Raw genomic sequence first — 18,959 nt, 5'->3', positions numbered from 1 at the left:
AAAATATAGTATCTTGCTATTGAATTTGTCGTAGTTGCTATTTTAATGTAATGGAGGAAATATATGATGCAAACAGTTAACGTTGTTGGCGCGGGATTGGCTGGATCAGAAGCGGCTTATCAACTTGCGCAAAGAGGCGTGAAAGTAAATTTGATTGAAATGCGACCTGTGAAACAAACGCCTGCACATCATACAGATAAATTTGCTGAGTTAGTTTGTTCTAACTCTTTAAGAGGTAATGCGTTAACAAACGCAGTGGGTGTATTAAAAGAAGAGATGAGACGTTTAGATTCGTTAATCATCAAAGCGGCAGACAGTGCTAGAGTACCTGCTGGTGGCGCATTAGCTGTAGATAGACATGATTTTGCTGGTTATATTACTGAAACGTTGAGAAATCATCCTAATGTAACTGTACTTAATGAAGAAGTTAATAGTATTCCAGAAGGTTATACAATCATTGCCACTGGTCCGCTAACAACTGACAAATTAGCTCAAGAAATTGTCGACGTTACAGGTAAAGATCAACTTTATTTCTATGATGCAGCTGCACCAATCATTGAAAAAGATACAATAGATATGGATAAAGTTTATTTGAAATCTAGATACGATAAAGGTGAAGCAGCATACTTAAATTGCCCAATGACTGAAGAAGAGTTCAATCGATTTTATGATGCGGTGCTTGAGGCAGAAGTAGCACCTACAAATGAATTTGAAAAAGAAAAATATTTTGAAGGGTGTATGCCTTTTGAAGTAATGGCTGAACGTGGAAGAAAAACACTTTTATTCGGACCAATGAAACCGGTAGGTCTGGAAGATCCTAAAACAGATAAAAGACCTTTTGCAGTCGTACAATTAAGACAAGATGATGCAGCTGGCACTTTATACAATATTGTTGGTTTTCAAACGCACCTTAAATGGGGCGCACAAAAAGACGTTATTCGTTTAATTCCGGGCTTAGAAAATGTAGAAATCGTACGTTATGGTGTAATGCATAGAAACACATTTATTAATTCGCCTGATGTATTATCTGAAACTTATGCATTAAAAGGTAGAGAGAATTTATACTTTGCCGGTCAAATGACTGGGGTAGAAGGCTATGTAGAAAGTGCAGCAAGTGGTTTAATCGCAGGGATTAATGTGGCACATAAATTACAAGATAAAGCTGAAGTTATTTTCCCTAGAGAAACAATGTTAGGTAGTATGGCTTACTACATTTCTCATGCTAAAAATGAAAAAAACTTCCAACCAATGAATGCTAATTTTGGATTATTACCAGCATTAGAACATCGAATTAAAGATAAAAAAGAACGTTACGAAACGTTAGCCAATAGAGCATTATCATATTTAGATAACTATAAAAAAACTTTATAATAAAAGTTGAATAGGCTATTCTTCGAAAAATTTTGATAATTGAACACAATTTAATAGTTATTTTTAGCAGTCCCCTCCTACAATGTGCTACAATGCAAAATGATGGAGGGGTTTTCTAGTGGAACAAATTCAAGAAGCTTATCTTTATATGCTAAAAGTTGAACGACAATTTTCTAACCATACACTAAAGTCTTATTATGATGATATGCATCAATTCAATGACTTTTTACAACAAGAACATTTAGCTTTAGACTCATTTGAATATAAAGATGCGCGTAACTTTTTAAGTTTTTTATATTCGAAAAACTTGAAAAGAACGACTGTTTCTCGTAAAATTTCTACGCTGAGAAGTTTTTATGAATATTGGATGACGCGAGATGAAAGTGTTGTTAACCCATTTGTTCAGCTAGTGCATCCAAAAAAAGAACAATATTTACCCCACTTTTTTTATGAAGAAGAAATGGAAGCTTTATTTAAAACAGTATCATCAGACGCTAAAAAAGGTTTGAGAGATAGAGTAATATTGGAACTATTATATGCAACTGGGATACGTGTTTCTGAGCTAGTGCACATTCGTGAACAGGACTTAGACATGAGTTCGCCGGGTGTTAAAGTTTTAGGTAAAGGTAATAAAGAAAGATTTATACCTTTTGGTGAATTTTGTAAGCAAAGTATCGAAGCTTATCTGTCACACTTCAAGCCTAAATTAAATAGTGATCATGATTTCTTATTAGTTAATATGAAAGGTGACCCAATTACTGAAAGAGGCGTACGATTTGTATTGAATGACGTAGTCAAACGTACTGCTGGCGTTACCGATATTCACCCTCATAAATTACGGCATACCTTTGCCACTCATATGTTAAATGAAGGTGCAGATTTAAGAACAGTGCAATCGTTATTAGGACATGTTAATTTGTCGACTACTGGTCGCTATACTCACGTCTCTAATGAACAGTTGAGAAAAGTATATTTAAACGCACACCCTCGTGCGAAAAAGGAGAATTAGAATGAGTACATCAATTCATGCAACGACAATATTTGCAGTCCAACATGATGGACATTGTGCGATGGCCGGTGATGGTCAAGTTACTTTAGGTGAACAAGTAATTATGAAACAAACGGCTAGAAAAGTAAGAAGATTGTATGAAGGTAAGGTATTAGCAGGATTTGCGGGAAGTGTTGCTGATGCTTTTACATTGTTTGAAAAATTTGAAACTAAATTACAACAGTTTGGTGGTAATTTAGAACGTGCGGCAGTTGAATTAGCACAAGAGTGGCGTGGCGATAAACAATTACGCCAATTAGAAGCAATGTTAATCGTTATGGATCAATCATCAATCTTAGTTGTTAGTGGTACAGGTGAAGTTATTGCACCTGACGATAACTTGATAGCAATTGGTTCTGGAGGTAATTACGCATTGAGTGCCGGTAGAGCATTGAAAAAGCATGCAACGAACCTTAGTGCAAAAGAGATGGCTTATGAAAGTTTAAAAGTTGCTGCCGATATTTGCGTATTTACGAATGATCAAATCGTTGTAGAAGAACTTTAAAAAACAATTAACTTTACTCATAACTAGCATGATTAATAGTTAGTACACATGAAATCAAGCTTAATGTATTTGATATGGAGGGTATTATTACTATGGTTGAAAATGGCATAAAATTAACGCCGAAAGACATAGTTTCAAAATTAAACGAATATATCGTAGGACAACAAGACGCTAAACGCAAAGTTGCGATAGCGTTAAGAAATAGATATAGAAGAAGTTTACTTTCTGACGAAGAAAAACAAGAAATTGCACCGAAAAACATTTTAATGATTGGTCCTACTGGTGTAGGTAAAACAGAAATCGCTAGACGTATGGCGAAAATCGTAGGTGCTCCATTTATTAAAGTAGAAGCAACTAAATTTACCGAAGTAGGTTACGTTGGTCGTGACGTTGAAAGCATGGTGAGAGATTTAGTAGATGTTGCCGTTAGATTAGTAAAAGAAGAGAAAAAAGCATTAGTTAAAGACGATGCAGAGAAAAAGGCTAACGAAAAACTAGTTAAACTACTTGTACCAAGCATGAAGAAAAAAGCGAATCAATCTTCAAATCCTTTAGAATCTTTACTCGGTGGTAATATGCCAAACTTTGGTCAAAACCAAGAAGAGGAAGAAGAAGCACCAACTGAAGAAATTAAAACGAAACGTTCAGAAATCAAACAGCAACTATTAGCTGGAAAACTTGAAGAAGAAAAAGTTCGTATCAAAGTTGAACAAGATCCTGCCGCTATGGGCATGCTGGGTACAAACCAAAATCAACAAATGCAAGACATGATGAACCAATTAATGCCTAAGAAAAAGGTTGAACGTGAAGTACCAGTTAAAACAGCACGTAAAATATTAACTGATGAGTTTGCAGATGAATTAATTGATCAAGAGACTGCTAATCAAGAAGCGATTCAACTTGCCGAAGAAATGGGTATTATATTCATTGACGAAATAGATAAAGTTGCGACAAATAACCAAAATTCTGGCCAAGATGTATCACGCCAAGGTGTACAACGAGATATTTTACCTATCGTTGAAGGTGGCATGGTTCAAACAAAATATGGTACTGTAAATACTGAACATATGCTGTTTATTGGTGCAGGTGCATTCCATGTGTCTAAACCAAGTGACTTGATTCCAGAATTGCAAGGTCGTTTCCCGATTCGTGTAGAACTGGAAAGCTTGTCAGTAGAAGATTTCGTCAGCATATTAACAGAACCAAAACTATCACTAATTAAACAATACGAAGCGTTACTATTAACTGAAGATGTCACTGTTAAGTTTACTGATGAGGCAGTTAAACGTTTAGCCGAAATTGCACATCAAGTAAACCAAGATACTGATAATATTGGTGCAAGACGTTTACACACTATATTAGAAAAAATGTTAGAAGATTTATCTTACGAAGCACCTAATATGCCGAATGCAGTTGTAGACATCACACCACAGTATGTTGATGACAAACTAAAATCAATTTCAACGAACAAAGATTTAAGCGCGTTTATATTATAAAACCAAAGGTAAAGGAGAGACAAAATGAGTTTATTATCAAAAACAAGAGAATTAAACACACTGTTACAAAAGCATAAAGGTATAGCTGTAGACTTTAAAGACATGGCTCAAACAATCAGTAGTGTTACCGTAACTAATGTATTTATCGTATCAAGAAAAGGTAAAATATTAGGTTCTAGCTTAAATGAACTATTAAAAAACCAACGTATTATTCAAATGCTAGAAAATCGTCATATTCCAAGTGAATATACTGAAAAGTTAATGGACGTGAAAGAAACGCAATCAAATATCGACATTAGTAATGTACTTACAGTATTTCCACCTGAAAACGAAGATTTATTCAAAGATAGTAGAACGACAATCTTCCCATTATTAGGTGGAGGTGAACGTTTAGGTACACTCGTATTAGGCCGCGTTCATGACGACTTCTCTGAAAATGATTTAGTATTAGGTGAATATGCAGCTACTGTTATCGGTATGGAAATTTTACGTGAAAAACATAACGAGGTAGAACAAGAAGCACGTGATAAGGCAGCCATTAATATGGCTATTAATTCACTTTCTTACTCAGAAAGCGAAGCTATTGATCATATCTTCGAAGAACTCGGTGGCAAAGAAGGATTACTTATTGCGTCTAAAGTTGCAGACAGAGTAGGTATTACAAGATCTGTTATTGTTAATGCGCTAAGAAAATTAGAAAGCGCAGGCGTTATTGAATCTCGTTCACTTGGTATGAAGGGTACATTTATTAAAGTTAAAAAAGAAAAATTCCTAGATGAATTAAGTAATATTAAATAAACTACTTTTATAAAAAAGCGACAGTAATTAGCATTTTGCGAGTCGTTTTTTTATTGTAGAATTCGCTGAAATTAATTTATTGCGTAGACCATATAATTATGGTATATTAGTAAACGGCTATTGAGCCAATACACACACGAAGAGTAGAAGTATAAAGGGTGCGAAATAATTTATTTCGTGTTTATATGAGCTTTTTGTGGAGGTAAAAAACCATTAGGAGGATTTAATCATGGCAGTAATTTCAATGAAACAATTACTAGAAGCAGGTGTTCACTTCGGTCACCAAACACGCCGTTGGAACCCAAAAATGAAAAGATACATTTTCACTGAGAGAAATGGTATCTATATCATCGACTTACAAAAAACAGTTAAAAAAGTAGAAGAAGCATATAACTTCATTAAACAAATTTCTGAAGATGGCGGACGCGTTTTATTTGTAGGTACTAAAAAACAAGCACAAGAATCAGTTAAAGCTGAAGCAGAACGTGCTGGTCAATTTTACGTAAACCAAAGATGGTTAGGCGGAATCTTAACTAACTACAAAACAATCTCTAAACGTATCAAACGCATCTCTGAAATTGAAAAAATGGAAGAAGATGGCTTATTCGAAGTATTACCTAAAAAAGAAGTTGTAGAACTTAAAAAAGAATACGACCGTTTAATCAAATTCTTAGGCGGTATTCGTGATATGAAATCAATGCCTCAAGCATTATTTGTAGTTGACCCTCGTAAAGAGCGTAACGCAATTGCTGAAGCACGTAAATTAAACATCCCTATCGTGGGTATTGTGGATACAAACTGTGATCCTGATGAAATTGATTACGTTATCCCAGCAAACGATGACGCTATTCGCGCAGTTAAATTATTAACTGGTAAAATGGCAGATGCAGTCTTAGAAGGTCAACAAGGTGTATCAAATGAAGAAGTAGCAGCAGAACAAAACATCAATCTTGAAGAATCAAGTGAAACTGAAGCTACTGAATCAGCATCAACTGAAGAAAACACTTCTGTTGAATCAAACTAAGAATAATGTAAAATGGGTGATAAGATAATAAGGCTTATCACCTTTTTTTAAAATAAATATTAAATTTATGAAATAATGGAGGAATATTAAATGGCAATTTCAGCTAAACTTGTTAAAGAATTACGTGAAAAAACTGGCGCTGGTATGATGGATTGTAAAAAAGCGTTAACTGAAACAGATGGTGACATCGATAAAGCAATCGACTACCTACGTGAAAAAGGTATCTCAAAAGCAGCTAAAAAAGCTGACCGTATCGCGGCAGAAGGTTTAGTACATGCAGAACAAAAAGGAAACGATGCAGCAATCGTTGAAATCAACTCAGAAACAGACTTCGTTGCTCGTAACGAAGGTTTCCAAGAATTAGTAAAAGAAATTGCGATCCAAGTTCTTGAAACTAAAGTAAACACTGTAGAAGAATTATCTGAAACTAAATTATCTGATGGTAAAACAGTTGACGAACGTATGAAAGAATCAATTGCTACAATTGGTGAAAAATTAAGCATCCGTCGTTTTGCAGTAAGAACTAAAACAGATAACGACGCTTTCGGTATTTACAAACACATGGGTGGACGTATTGGTGTGTTAAGTGTTGTTGAAGGTACAACAGACCAAGAAGCTGCTAAAGATGTTGCTATGCATATCGCAGCAATCAACCCTAAATATGTTTCTTCTGACCAAGTAAATGACGAAGAAATTGCACACGAAAAAGAAGTACTTAAACAACAAGCATTAAATGAAGGTAAACCAGAAAATATCGTTGAAAAAATGGTAGAAGGTCGTTTACGTAAATATTTACAAGAAATTTGTGCAGTTGACCAAAACTTTGTTAAAGATCCTGACCAAACAGTTGAAGCTTACTTGAAATCTAAAGGTGGTAAACTTGTTGACTTCGTACGTTATGAAGTAGGCGAAGGTATGGAAAAACGTGAAGAAAACTTCGCTGATGAAGTTAAAGGACAAATGAAATAATTTTTCATAAGTGTTGAACAAGAAAGAAGACACCTTTTGTGCCTCAGTATAAAAGATAAACTTTTGTATAGGTCCAACTCACGTGTCTTCTTTACTTGTATCATTTACATATATTTTCAATAGAGAGGATAAGACGATGGCTGATACTTCAAAATTCAAACGTGTTGTTTTAAAATTAAGTGGTGAGGCACTTGCAGGAGATAAAGGTAGCGGTATTAACCCTATGATTATTAAAAGTGTCGCTAGACAAGTAGCTGAAGTTGCAAAAATGGATTGCGAAATTGCTGTAATTGTTGGCGGTGGCAATATTTGGAGAGGTAAAACAGGTGCTGATTTAGGTATGGACCGTGGTACTGCGGACTATATGGGTATGTTAGCAACTGTTATGAACGCGTTAGCATTACAAGATAGTCTAGAGCAACTAAACTGTGATACACGTGTCTTAACTTCAATTGAAATGAAACAAGTGGCAGAGCCATACATTAGACGTCGTGCTATTAGACACCTAGAGAAGAAAAGAGTTGTTATCTTTGCTGCAGGTATCGGTAACCCTTACTTTTCAACAGATACTACTGCTGCATTACGTGCAGCTGAAGTTGAAGCAGATGTTATCTTAATGGGTAAAAATAATGTGGACGGTGTATACTCTGCTGACCCTAAAGTTGATGCCAATGCTATCAAATATGAGCATTTAACGCACATTCAAATGTTACAAGAAGGCCTACAAGTAATGGATTCTACTGCTTCATCATTCTGTATGGATAACAATATTCCTTTAAATGTGTTCTCAATCATGGAAGAAGGCAATATTAAGCGTGCAGTGATGGGCGAAAAAATAGGTACGTTAATTACTAAATAATCAGAGGTGTAAAATATGAGTGACATAATTAATGACACGAAAAGTAAGATGAAAAAATCTATCGATAATTTATCAAGAGAATTAGCAAACATTAATGCAGGACGTGCTAATTCAAATTTATTAAATGGAGTAACTGTTGATTACTATGGTGCACCAACTCCAGTACAACAATTAGCAAGCATCAATGTGCCTGAAGCACGTTTACTTGTTATCTCTCCATATGATAAAAGCTCTGTTGGAAATATTGAAAAAGCTATCAATGCGGCTAACTTAGGCGTAAACCCTTCAAGTGATGGTGAAGTTATTAGAATTTCTGTACCTGCACTTACTGAAGAACGCCGTAAAGAATTAGTTAAAGAAGTTAAAAAAATCGGTGAAAATGCTAAAGTAGCAGTACGAAATGTTCGTCGTGACAGTAATGATTCGTTGAAAAAACAAGAAAAAGACGGTGACATTACTGAAGATGATTTAAGAGCACAAACTGATGATATTCAAAAGCTTACTGACGATTCTATTAAGGAAATCGATAATTTACTTGAAGAGAAAGAGCAAGATATTTTATCAGTATAATCATGGTAAGACTGTGCCAAAAGTGATTTGTACAATTCATAACTTTTTATAAAACTAACATATTATAATATAAGCAATTTAAGTTTGTATTAAGATAATTAGTTTTTATGATGATATTGGACTGTATCAAATAAGACTTTGGTACAGTTTTTTCTTTGTTTATGTAATGTACAGTTTTAGTATGATAAAATGGTAGATAATTGTATAAAGAACCTATTATAATATACAGAGATGATCATGCTCGGAGGAAATACCATGTTTAAAAACCTTAAAAAGAAGAATAAAACACCTTCAAATCACGAAAATAATGATTTGGACATACATAACATACCTCAACATGTTGCAATCATAATGGATGGCAATGGTCGCTGGGCAAAGCAACGTAAACTGCCGAGAATTAAAGGTCATTATCAAGGTATGCAAACCGTAAAATCAATCACAAAAGCCGCGAGCGATATGGGATTAAAATATTTAACACTTTATGCATTTTCCACTGAAAATTGGTCTCGACCTGAAAATGAAGTGAATTATATTATGAGCTTACCAGTAAACTTCTTAAAAACTTTTTTACCCGAACTTATTGAAAATAATGTTAAAGTTGAAACGATAGGTATTTTAGATAATTTACCTAAGTCTACACTTAAGGCAATAGAAAAGGCGAAGACTGATACTCAGAATAATACAGGCATGAAATTAATATTTGCGATTAATTATGGTGGCCGTGCAGAAATTGTACATAGTGTGAGATCGCTGTATGAACAATTATTAGCAGAGGGTGCGAGTTCTGATCAAATTGACGAAAAATTAATTTCAGAACATTTATTCACACATAATTATCCAGACCCGGATTTATTAATTAGAACGTCTGGGGAACAACGTATTAGTAATTTCTTAATTTGGCAAGTTTCGTATAGTGAATTTATCTTTAATGAAAAATTATGGCCCGATTTTGATAAAGAAGAACTAACAAAATGTATAAAAATTTATCAGTCACGCCAACGACGTTTTGGTGGACTATAAAGTTAGGAGAATAGTATGAAAGTTAGAACTTTAACTGCAATAATAGCTCTGATTATCTTCCTTCCTATTTTACTAAAGGGCGGATTTATACTAATGCTATTTTCATATTTACTTGCTTTTATCGGTTTAAAAGAATTATTAAATATGAATATGATTAAATTTATGTCAATTCCAGGACTCATATGTGCGCTTGGAATATTGATTATAATGTTGCCTCAAGATGCTGGTACATGGGTTGATAATTTCCAACTTAAATCGCTTATAGCAATTAGTTTTATCTTATTAAGTTATACTGTATTGTCTAAAAATAGATTTAGTTTTATGGATGCAGCTTTTTGTCTAATGGCTGTTGCTTATGTAGGTATTGGATTTATGTATTTATACGCAACACGCTCTGAAGGAATACATTATATTTTATATGCCTTTTTAGTAGTGTGGTTAACAGATACTGGTGCATACATTTTCGGTCGTCTAATGGGCAAACACAAATTATGGCCAGTAATTAGTCCTAATAAGACGATTGAAGGTTTTATTGGCGGTTTAATTTGTAGTTTATTAGTACCGATTGTTATGTTGATTTTTGTTGACTTTAATATCGCTGTTTGGTTATTACTAATCTGGACTGTAGTGCTTAGTGCATTCGGACAGCTTGGTGATTTAGTAGAATCAGGGTTTAAACGTCATTTTGGAGTAAAAGACTCTGGTAGAATATTACCTGGTCATGGTGGTATATTAGATCGCTTTGATAGCTTTATGTTTGTCTTACCATTAGTTAATATTTTACTTATTCAAGTGTAATGATGTGACTAATTGATTATTACTAGCGAGAATATACATACAAATTATTGTCACGATTGTATAATGGAATAAAGTTGTCGAGCAGGAGTTAATGAGGTAAAATAGCTACATCATTTGAGTAGTTATTTATTTCTTAACTCCTTTTCACAAGCTATAAAAGCTTAACCCTAATAACACAAATGAAATGATACAACCATATATAAATGTAAAAGTTACGCCTCTTTAGTTTTAAAATATTGTATATTCATATGAACTGCTAACTTTTACACTTTACGCGACTAAATTAATCAAACACGAGGTGTATATAATTGAGTTTCTTAGTAACAATATTTGCTTTTATTATCGTCTTTGGCGTATTAGTATCAGTACATGAATACGGACATATGTTTTTCGCCAAACGAGCAGGAATTATGTGTCCAGAATTTGCAATAGGAATGGGCCCCAAAATTTTCAGCTTTAGAAAAAATGAAACGTTATATACGATTCGCTTATTGCCAGTAGGTGGGTATGTACGTATGGCTGGTGATGGTTTAGAAGAACCACCAGTAAAACCAGGTATGCATGTCAAAATTAAATTAAATGAGAAAGATGAAATTACACATATCATCTTAGATGACCAACATAAATTCCAACAAATCGAAGCAATTGAAGTAAAACAATGTGATTTCAAAGAAGGTTTATTTATTGAAGGCGTTGATTCAGATGAAGAACGACACCATTATGCAATTGCGCATAAATCATATTTTGTAGAAAACGGTAGTTTAATTCAAATTGCGCCCAAAAATAGACAATTTACTTACAAAAAGCCATACCAAAAGTTTTTAACATTGTTTGCGGGGCCGTTATTTAACTTTTTACTTACTTTAGTATTATTTATTGGATTAGCCTATTATCAAGGCACACCAACTACAACAATCGGCCAATTAGCTGATAACTATCCAGCGCAAAAAGCAGGGCTTCATTCAGGAGATAAAATCGTCAAAATAGGCGATCAAAAAATTACAGATAAGCAACAAATTAACGATAAAATAAATGAAATTAAAAGTAATAAGACTAAAGTGACGGTTGAACGTGACGGCAAGGATAAAACAGTTGAGCTTACACCTAAAAAAGTAGAACAAAAAATTACAAAAACTAAAACACAAACATCTTATGTTTTAGGATTCCAAGCTAAAAATGAGCATTCAGCATTTAAACCTTTAGTTAGTGGATTTGAAAAGTCTATAGAAGCAGGTAAATATATATTTACAGCTATCGTTGGATTGATTGCTAGTATTTTCACTGGCGGGTTCTCATTTGATATGTTAAACGGTCCAGTTGGTATTTATCATAATGTCGATACGGTTGTGAAAACAGGTATTATTAATGTGATACAATTAACAGCGTTATTGAGCGTTAACCTTGGACTAATGAACTTGTTACCAATTCCTGCATTAGATGGTGGACGTATTTTATTTGTGCTTTATGAAGCAATATTTAGAAAACCATTAAATAAAAAAGTTGAATCAGCAATTATTGCCGTAGGGGCTGTTTTTGTCCTTATTATCATGGTCTTAGTAACATGGAATGATATTCAACGCTATTTCTTATAACGAGAGAGGAGTAAAAGTGTATGAAACAATCTAAGGTCTTTATACCAACGATGAAAGAGGTACCTGCCGGTGCAGAAGCACTTAGCCATAGATTACTATTAAAAGCAGGGCTTATAAAACAAAGTACAAGTGGCATATACAGTTATTTACCACTAGCTACTCGCGTATTAAATAATATCGAAGCAATTATACGTGAAGAAATGGAAAGTATCGATGCGGTTGAAATTTTAATGCCAGCGTTGCAACAAGCTGAATTATGGGAAGAATCAGGTCGCTGGGGTTCTTATGGCGCAGAACTTATGCGTTTAACAGATCGTCATGGTCGTGAATTCGCACTTGGACCTACCCATGAAGAAGTGGTGACATCGATTGTTAGAGATGAACTAAAATCATATAAACAATTACCATTGACGCTATTCCAAATCCAATCAAAATATCGTGATGAAAAACGTCCACGTTTTGGTTTATTACGTGGTAGAGAATTTATTATGAAAGATGCTTATTCTTTCCATGTAGATGAAGCATCTTTAGATGCTACTTATCAAGATATGTATGAAGCATATAAAAGAATTTTTTCACGTTCTGGTATCAACGCACGTCCAGTGTTAGCTGATTCAGGTGCTATCGGTGGTAATCATACACATGAATTTATGGCCTTAAGTGATATTGGTGAAGACACTATCGTTTATAGTGAAAATAGTGATTATGCGGCAAATATAGAAAAAGCGGAAGTTGTTTATGAACCAAATCAAAAACATCAACCAGTAGAAGCATTAGCTAAGATTGAAACACCAAATGTTCATACGGCACAAGAATTAGCTGATTTCTTAGAGAGACCATTAGATGAAATAACTAAATCTATGATTTTTAAAGTTGATGGCGAATTTATTATGATTTTAGTACGTGGACACCATGAAATTAATGATGTGAAGTTAAAATCTTACTTTGAAACTGACAACATCGAACTTGCAACACAATCAGAAATCGTTAATTTATTAGGTGCTAATCCAGGTTCATTAGGACCAATATTTGATAAAGATATTAAAATTTATGCAGATAATGCATTACAAGATTTAAATAATATTGTAGTAGGCGCGAATGAAGATGGATTCCATTTAGTGAATGCTAACGTTGATAGAGATTTTAACGTTGATGCATTTGGTGACTTTAGATTCATTTTAGAAGGAGAGCCACTTGCAGATGGTTCTGGAGCAGCACATTTTGCTGAAGGTATTGAAGTAGGACAAGTCTTTAAACTAGGTACTAAATATTCTGAAGCGATGAATGCGACAATTTTAGATAACCAAGGTAAAGCTAAGCCATTATTAATGGGTTGCTATGGTATTGGTGTTTCTAGAACTTTAAGTGCTATTGTTGAACAAAATAATGACGATAATGGTATTATTTGGCCAAAAGCAGTAGCGCCATTCGATTTACATTTAATTACGTTAAATCCTAAAAAAGATGAGCAACGTGAATTAGGAGATCAACTATACGCTTCCTTGAAAAATTCATTTGATGTTTTATACGACGACCGTAAAGAACGTGCTGGCGTTAAATTTAATGATGCAGACTTAATTGGTTTACCAGTTAGAGTCGTTATCGGTAAAAACGCAGCAGAAGGTATCGTAGAAGTAAAACGAAGAGATTCAGGCGAAAGTGAAGATGTTAACATCGATGATTTAGTAGATTACGTAAAAGCTTTATATGAAAAAGTTAAATAACAGGACAAGCAGAGCTATTAATATTTTGTTATAATGTATTAGTATTTTATCTGCTTCTGACAAATGCATCATTGTATATACGCAATGGTGCATTTATTATAGAGTTTGAGATTATTAGCATTCAATGTTACATAATTGAATCGATAAGCACTGTATATAACCAGTGCATTATAAAGTAAGGTGGTTACCGTCATGGCAATGACAAATCAAGAAAAATTCAAAATACTAGCTGACCAAATCAAGATTGCTTATCAGTTAGACCAAGATATATTAGAACAGGGAGAATTAACTCGTATAGATGTTTCCTCTAAGAATAGATCATGGATGCTTCAAATTAAATTACCGCGCTTTTTATCTTATGAAGATTACTTACTTTTTACTAACGCCGTGACAGAAGAATTTAAAGCTATTGCGTATGTGGAATGGCAATTTGAAATTGAAGATACATCTAATCAAGATGAACACGCTTTAAAATATTTCAATTATTGTATTGACCAAACTAACTTGTCGCCGAAAGTAAAAGGACAATTAAAACAAAAGAAACTTATTATGTCTGGCGATGTGATTAAGGTTGTCTGTCAAAATGATGTTGAAGGAAATCATTTTGATAAAGTGTGTAATGGTAGCTTAGTGAAAGCATTTAAACAATGTGGCTTTAATATTAATAAAGTGATTTTTGAGACAAATAACGATAATACAGATGATGATTTAGCCTCATTAGAAGCACACATCCAAGAAGAAGATGAAAAGAGCGCACGTGAAGCTACTGAAAAATTAGAAAAAATGAAAGCTGAAAAAGCAAAACAACAAGATAATAACGAAAGTGACGTAAGTAAATGTCAGATTGGTAAACCAATTCAAGTTGAAAGCGTAAGACCAATCGAAAATATTATTGAAGAAGAATTTAAAGTGGCAGTCGAAGGTGTCATATTTGATATTAACCTTAAAGAATTAAAAAGTGGTCGACATATCGTAGAATTAAAAGTAACGGACTATACTGATTCTCTTGTGTTAAAGATGTTCACACGTAAAAATAAAGATGATTTAGCTCATTTTAAAGCGTTAAGTGTTGGTAAATGGGTACGTGCGCAAGGTCGTATTGAAGAAGATACTTTCGTCAGAGATTTAGTAATGATGATGTCAGACATTGAAGAGATTAAAAAAATATCTAAACAAGACAAAGCTGAAGAAAAAAGAGTTGAATTCCATTTACACACTTCTATGAGTCAAATGGATGGAATACCTAATATTAGCGCTTATGTTGATCAAGCAGCAAAATGGGGACATAAAGCCATTGCTGTAACTGACCATAACGTCGTACAGGCTTTTCCTGATGCACATGCTGCGGCTGAAAAAAATGATATTAAAATGATTTATGGTATGGAGGGTATGCTCGTTGATGATGGTGTGCCGATCGCTTATAAACCCACTGATAGAAATTTAAAAGATGCGACTTATGTGGTTTTTGACGTTGAGACTACCGGTTTATCTAACCAATATGACAAAATTATTGAATTAGCTGCCGTTAAAGTTAAAGAAGGAGAAATCATAGATAAATTTGAACGTTTTAGTAATCCGCATGAACGACTTTCTGAAACGATTAAAAATTTAACGCATATTTCAGATGATATGTTAGTAGATGCACCTGAAATTAATGATGTGTTAACAGAGTTTAAAGAATGGGTAGGCGATGCAATCTTTGTTGCACATAATGCTTCATTCGATATGGGCTTTATCGATACGGGATATGAACGTGCTGGTTTTGGACCATCTACCAATGGTGTTATCGATACATTAGAACTTTCTAGAACAATTAACACTGAATATGGAAAGCACGGCTTAAACTTCTTAGCCAAAAAATATGGCGTTGAACTTACGCAACATCATAGAGCAATTTATGATACCGAAGCGACAGCATACATGTTTATAAAAATGTTAAAACAACTTGAAGAATTAAACGTAAATAACCATCAAGATATCAATAAATCTTTAACGAATGAAGATGCATATAAACGTGCTAGACCGAACCATGTAACGCTTATTGTTCAAAACCAAGAAGGTTTAAAAAACTTATTCAAAATTGTTAGTGCATCATTAGTAAAATATTATTATCGTACACCACGCATTCCACGCTCATTATTAGATGAACATCGTGAAGGGTTACTTGTTGGTACTGCTTGTGACGAAGGTGAATTATTTACCGCCGTAATGCAAAAAGACCAAACGCAAGTAGAAAAAATTGCTAAATATTATGATTATATTGAAATGCAACCACCTGCACTATATCAAGACTTAATTGATAGAGAATTAATCAGAGATAATGAGACGCTTCATGAAATATATGATCGATTAATGAAAGCAGGAAAAGCTGCTGATATTCCTGTAATTGCAACAGGGAATGCGCATTATTTATACGAACATGATGCAATTGCACGTAAAATTTTAATTGCATCTCAACCCGGAAATCCATTAAATCGTTCAACATTGCCGGAGGCTCATTTTAGAACAACGGATGAAATGTTAGATGAATTCCATTTCTTAGGTGAAGACTTAGCAAAAGAAATTGTTGTTACAAATACAAATAAATTGGCCGATCAAATTGAACGTGTCGTACCAATTAAAGATGAGTTATACACGCCACGAATGGAAGGCGCCAATGATGAAATTCGCGAATTGAGTTATTCTAACGCTAAAAAATTATATGGGGAAGAATTACCTCAAATTGTTATAGATAGATTAGAAAAAGAACTCGAAAGTATTATAGGTAATGGTTTCTCTGTTATTTATTTAATATCTCAACGACTAGTAAAAAAATCATTAGATGATGGCTATCTAGTTGGTTCGCGTGGTTCTGTAGGCTCAAGTTTCGTAGCCACGATGACGGAAATTACAGAAGTTAATCCATTACCACCACATTATATTTGTCCAAAATGTAAAACGAGTGAATTCTTTGATGATGGCTCGGTTGGTTCAGGATTTGATTTACCAGATAAAAATTGCGACACATGTGGCAGTGAACTTATCAAAGAAGGGCAAGATATACCTTTCGAAACTTTCTTAGGTTTTAAAGGGGATAAAGTACCCGATATCGATTTGAACTTTAGTGGTGAATATCAGCCAGAAGCACATAATTATACTAAAGAATTGTTCGGTGATGATAAGGTGTTCCGTGCTGGTACGATTGGTACCGTAGCGGAGAAAACTGCATTTGGTTTCGTTAAAGGCTTTTTAAACGATCAAGGTATTCATAAACGTGGTGCAGAGGTTGATCGACTTGTTAAAGGTTGTACGGGAGTTAAACGTACGACTGGTCAACACCCTGGTGGTATTATTGTTGTGCCAGATTACATGGATATTTATGATTTTACGCCTGTGCAATTCCCAGCGGATGATCAATCAGCTTCATGGATGACTACACATTTCGACTTCCATTCTATCCATGATAATGTGTTAAAACTTGATATACTAGGACACGATGATCCAACCATGATTCGTATGCTGCAAGATTTATCGGGCATTGATCCGAAAACGATTCCAGTTGATGATAAGGATACGATGGGTATATTTAGTTCGCCACAATCTTTAGGTGTTACTGAAGATGAGATTTTGTGTAAAACAGGTACTTTTGGTGTACCAGAGTTTGGTACTGGATTCGTAAGACAAATGTTAGAAGACACGAAGCCAACCACATTTTCAGAATTAGTTAGAATTTCAGGTTTATCACATGGTACCGATGTGTGGTTAGGAAATGCTCAAGATTTAATCCGTTCAGGTACTTGTGACTTATCAAGTGTAATCTGTTGTCGTGACGATATCATGGTTTACCTAATGTATAACGGCTTAGAACCATCACTAGCCTTTAAAACAATGGAATTTGTGCGTAAAGGGAAAGGTTTAACTGACGATATGGTAGAGGCTATGGTTGAAAACGAAGTCCCAGATTGGTATTTAGATTCATGTAGAAAGATTAAATACATGTTCCCTAAAGCCCATGCAGCCGCCTATGTATTAATGGCAGTAAGAATTGCTTACTTTAAAGTGCATCATCCTTTATATTACTATGCGAGCTATTTCACAGTAAGAGCATCAGACTTTGATTTAATTTCGATGATTAAAGACAAAGAAAGCATACGTAATACTGTTAAAGACATGTATTCCAAATATATGGATTTAGGTAAAAAAGAAAAAGATACATTGACTGTGTTAGAAATTATGAATGAAATGGCACATAGAGGCTATCGTATGCAACCTGTAAGTTTAGAAAAAAGTAAGTCGTTTGAATTTGTGATTGAAGGTGACACTTTAATACCACCATTCGTCGCTGTACCTGGTCTAGGTGAAAACGTTGCAAAACGTATTGTAGATGCTAGGGAAGAAGGCCCATTTTTATCAAAAGAAGATTTAAACAAAAAAGCGGGTCTGTCACAAAAAGTGATTGATTATTTAGATGAATTAGGCTCATTACCAGACTTACCAGATAAGGCACAATTATCTATATTTGATATGTAAAAAGTGAGCTTACATGCATACAAACAATGTATTTAATCGTATTTCGTATTACCGTAAAACATTAGTAAATAGTGCCGTTTGTGCGCATCATGAACATATGGTATAATATTATTGTTAAAAGATTAAACTCAAGCAGGAAGAGTGGGCATATTACCCGCTCTTTTCTATTTGTCAAAAAAGGAGGCCAGCATGAGTAAAATAGACCAAGAAGTTGAAGCGCTAATTAAACCCGTTTTGGATGACTTGAATTTTGAATTAGTAGATGTCGAATTCACTAAAGAAGGTAAAGATCATTTTTTACGCATTTCTATTGATAAAGAGGGTGGCGTTGACTTAAATGACTGCACATTAGCATCTGAGAAAATAAGTGAAGTAATGGACAAAAACGACCCTATAGAACAAATGTATTATTTAGATGTTGCTTCACCTGGTGCTGAAAGACCGATTAAAAAAGAACAAGATTTCCAAAATGCAATTACGAAACCTATCTTTGTTTCTCTCTATGCGCCAATCGAGGGTGATAAGGAATGGTTAGGTACATTACAATCGGTTAATGAAGATACAATTGTCATGGAAGTTAAAGAAAAAGCTAAAACAAAAACAATCGAAATACCAAGAAATAAAATAGCTAAAGCACGTCATTCTGTAATGCTTTAAGTTGATTAGGAGGGTTAAT

Annotated in this window: 15 protein-coding genes; all 15 read left to right on the top strand. The window is 34.2% G+C overall.

Features of this window, described 5'->3' with window-relative positions; translation table 11 throughout:
* Positions 1-63: 63 nt before the first annotated feature.
* Positions 64-1,371: an FADH(2)-oxidizing methylenetetrahydrofolate--tRNA-(uracil(54)-C(5))-methyltransferase TrmFO gene (gene trmFO, locus ISP08_RS07860; RefSeq protein WP_195718254.1), complete on the top strand. Its 1,308-nt coding sequence runs from the start codon at positions 64-66 to the stop codon at positions 1,369-1,371.
* Positions 1,372-1,489: 118 nt separating this feature from the next.
* Complete coding sequence (gene xerC / locus ISP08_RS07855; protein ID WP_048794071.1) at positions 1,490-2,380, top strand: tyrosine recombinase XerC; 891 nt, start codon at positions 1,490-1,492, stop codon at positions 2,378-2,380.
* 1 nt (position 2,381) lies between these two features.
* Positions 2,382-2,924: an ATP-dependent protease subunit HslV gene (gene hslV, locus ISP08_RS07850; protein ID WP_048794070.1), complete on the top strand. Its 543-nt coding sequence runs from the start codon at positions 2,382-2,384 to the stop codon at positions 2,922-2,924.
* Between the two features lie 92 nt (positions 2,925-3,016).
* Positions 3,017-4,420 carry an ATP-dependent protease ATPase subunit HslU gene (gene hslU / locus ISP08_RS07845; protein WP_195718253.1) on the top strand — a complete coding sequence of 468 codons (1,404 nt, stop codon included), beginning with the start codon at positions 3,017-3,019 and terminating at the stop codon, positions 4,418-4,420.
* A gap of 24 nt (positions 4,421-4,444) precedes the next feature.
* Positions 4,445-5,218, top strand: coding sequence for a GTP-sensing pleiotropic transcriptional regulator CodY (codY, locus tag ISP08_RS07840; protein WP_048794068.1), 774 nt, complete (start codon positions 4,445-4,447; stop codon positions 5,216-5,218).
* 229 nt (positions 5,219-5,447) lie between these two features.
* Complete coding sequence (gene rpsB / locus ISP08_RS07835; RefSeq protein ID WP_048794067.1) at positions 5,448-6,242, top strand: 30S ribosomal protein S2; 795 nt, start codon at positions 5,448-5,450, stop codon at positions 6,240-6,242.
* Between the two features lie 90 nt (positions 6,243-6,332).
* Positions 6,333-7,211 (top strand): translation elongation factor Ts, encoded by an 879-nt coding sequence (gene tsf, locus ISP08_RS07830; protein WP_048794066.1) that lies wholly within the window; start codon positions 6,333-6,335, stop codon positions 7,209-7,211.
* A gap of 136 nt (positions 7,212-7,347) precedes the next feature.
* Positions 7,348-8,070, top strand: coding sequence for a UMP kinase (gene pyrH, locus ISP08_RS07825; protein ID WP_048794065.1), 723 nt, complete (start codon positions 7,348-7,350; stop codon positions 8,068-8,070).
* Between the two features lie 15 nt (positions 8,071-8,085).
* Positions 8,086-8,640: a ribosome recycling factor gene (gene frr / locus ISP08_RS07820; protein WP_048794064.1), complete on the top strand. Its 555-nt coding sequence runs from the start codon at positions 8,086-8,088 to the stop codon at positions 8,638-8,640.
* Positions 8,641-8,895: 255 nt separating this feature from the next.
* Positions 8,896-9,660 carry an undecaprenyl pyrophosphate synthase gene (locus tag ISP08_RS07815; RefSeq protein ID WP_048794063.1) on the top strand — a complete coding sequence of 255 codons (765 nt, stop codon included), beginning with the start codon at positions 8,896-8,898 and terminating at the stop codon, positions 9,658-9,660.
* A gap of 15 nt (positions 9,661-9,675) precedes the next feature.
* Entirely contained in the window at positions 9,676-10,458 is a 783-nt protein-coding gene (locus ISP08_RS07810; protein ID WP_048794062.1) for a phosphatidate cytidylyltransferase, read from the top strand.
* A gap of 308 nt (positions 10,459-10,766) precedes the next feature.
* Positions 10,767-12,050, top strand: a complete 1,284-nt coding sequence (rseP, locus tag ISP08_RS07805) for an RIP metalloprotease RseP (RefSeq protein WP_195718252.1) — start codon at positions 10,767-10,769, stop codon at positions 12,048-12,050.
* Between the two features lie 20 nt (positions 12,051-12,070).
* The gene (locus ISP08_RS07800; RefSeq protein ID WP_195718251.1) at positions 12,071-13,774 is read left to right on the top strand and encodes a proline--tRNA ligase; all 1,704 of its coding nucleotides are present in this window, start codon (positions 12,071-12,073) and stop codon (positions 13,772-13,774) included.
* A gap of 192 nt (positions 13,775-13,966) precedes the next feature.
* Entirely contained in the window at positions 13,967-18,283 is a 4,317-nt protein-coding gene (locus tag ISP08_RS07795) for a PolC-type DNA polymerase III (protein ID WP_195718250.1), read from the top strand.
* Between the two features lie 189 nt (positions 18,284-18,472).
* The gene (gene rimP / locus ISP08_RS07790; protein WP_048794058.1) at positions 18,473-18,940 is read left to right on the top strand and encodes a ribosome maturation factor RimP; all 468 of its coding nucleotides are present in this window, start codon (positions 18,473-18,475) and stop codon (positions 18,938-18,940) included.
* The last annotated feature ends 19 nt before the right edge of the window (positions 18,941-18,959 follow it).

The organism is Staphylococcus lloydii (assembly GCF_015775975.1).
Taxonomy (GTDB): domain Bacteria; phylum Bacillota; class Bacilli; order Staphylococcales; family Staphylococcaceae; genus Staphylococcus; species Staphylococcus lloydii.
This window is presented reverse-complemented; position numbering and strand designations above follow the sequence as displayed.

Excerpts from the sequence above, each read along its gene's own strand:
- trmFO (WP_195718254.1), top strand. The coding sequence starts at position 64 with ATGATGCAAACAGTTAACGTTGTTGGCGCGGGATTGGCTGGATCAGAA.
- hslV (WP_048794070.1), top strand. The coding sequence starts at position 2,382 with ATGAGTACATCAATTCATGCAACGACAATATTTGCAGTCCAACATGAT.
- hslU (WP_195718253.1), top strand. The coding sequence starts at position 3,017 with ATGGTTGAAAATGGCATAAAATTAACGCCGAAAGACATAGTTTCAAAA.
- codY (WP_048794068.1), top strand. The coding sequence starts at position 4,445 with ATGAGTTTATTATCAAAAACAAGAGAATTAAACACACTGTTACAAAAG.
- rpsB (WP_048794067.1), top strand. The coding sequence starts at position 5,448 with ATGGCAGTAATTTCAATGAAACAATTACTAGAAGCAGGTGTTCACTTC.
- tsf (WP_048794066.1), top strand. The coding sequence starts at position 6,333 with ATGGCAATTTCAGCTAAACTTGTTAAAGAATTACGTGAAAAAACTGGC.
- pyrH (WP_048794065.1), top strand. The coding sequence starts at position 7,348 with ATGGCTGATACTTCAAAATTCAAACGTGTTGTTTTAAAATTAAGTGGT.
- frr (WP_048794064.1), top strand. The coding sequence starts at position 8,086 with ATGAGTGACATAATTAATGACACGAAAAGTAAGATGAAAAAATCTATC.
- ISP08_RS07815 (WP_048794063.1), top strand. The coding sequence starts at position 8,896 with ATGTTTAAAAACCTTAAAAAGAAGAATAAAACACCTTCAAATCACGAA.
- ISP08_RS07810 (WP_048794062.1), top strand. The coding sequence starts at position 9,676 with ATGAAAGTTAGAACTTTAACTGCAATAATAGCTCTGATTATCTTCCTT.
- ISP08_RS07800 (WP_195718251.1), top strand. The coding sequence starts at position 12,071 with ATGAAACAATCTAAGGTCTTTATACCAACGATGAAAGAGGTACCTGCC.
- ISP08_RS07795 (WP_195718250.1), top strand. The coding sequence starts at position 13,967 with ATGGCAATGACAAATCAAGAAAAATTCAAAATACTAGCTGACCAAATC.
- rimP (WP_048794058.1), top strand. The coding sequence starts at position 18,473 with ATGAGTAAAATAGACCAAGAAGTTGAAGCGCTAATTAAACCCGTTTTG.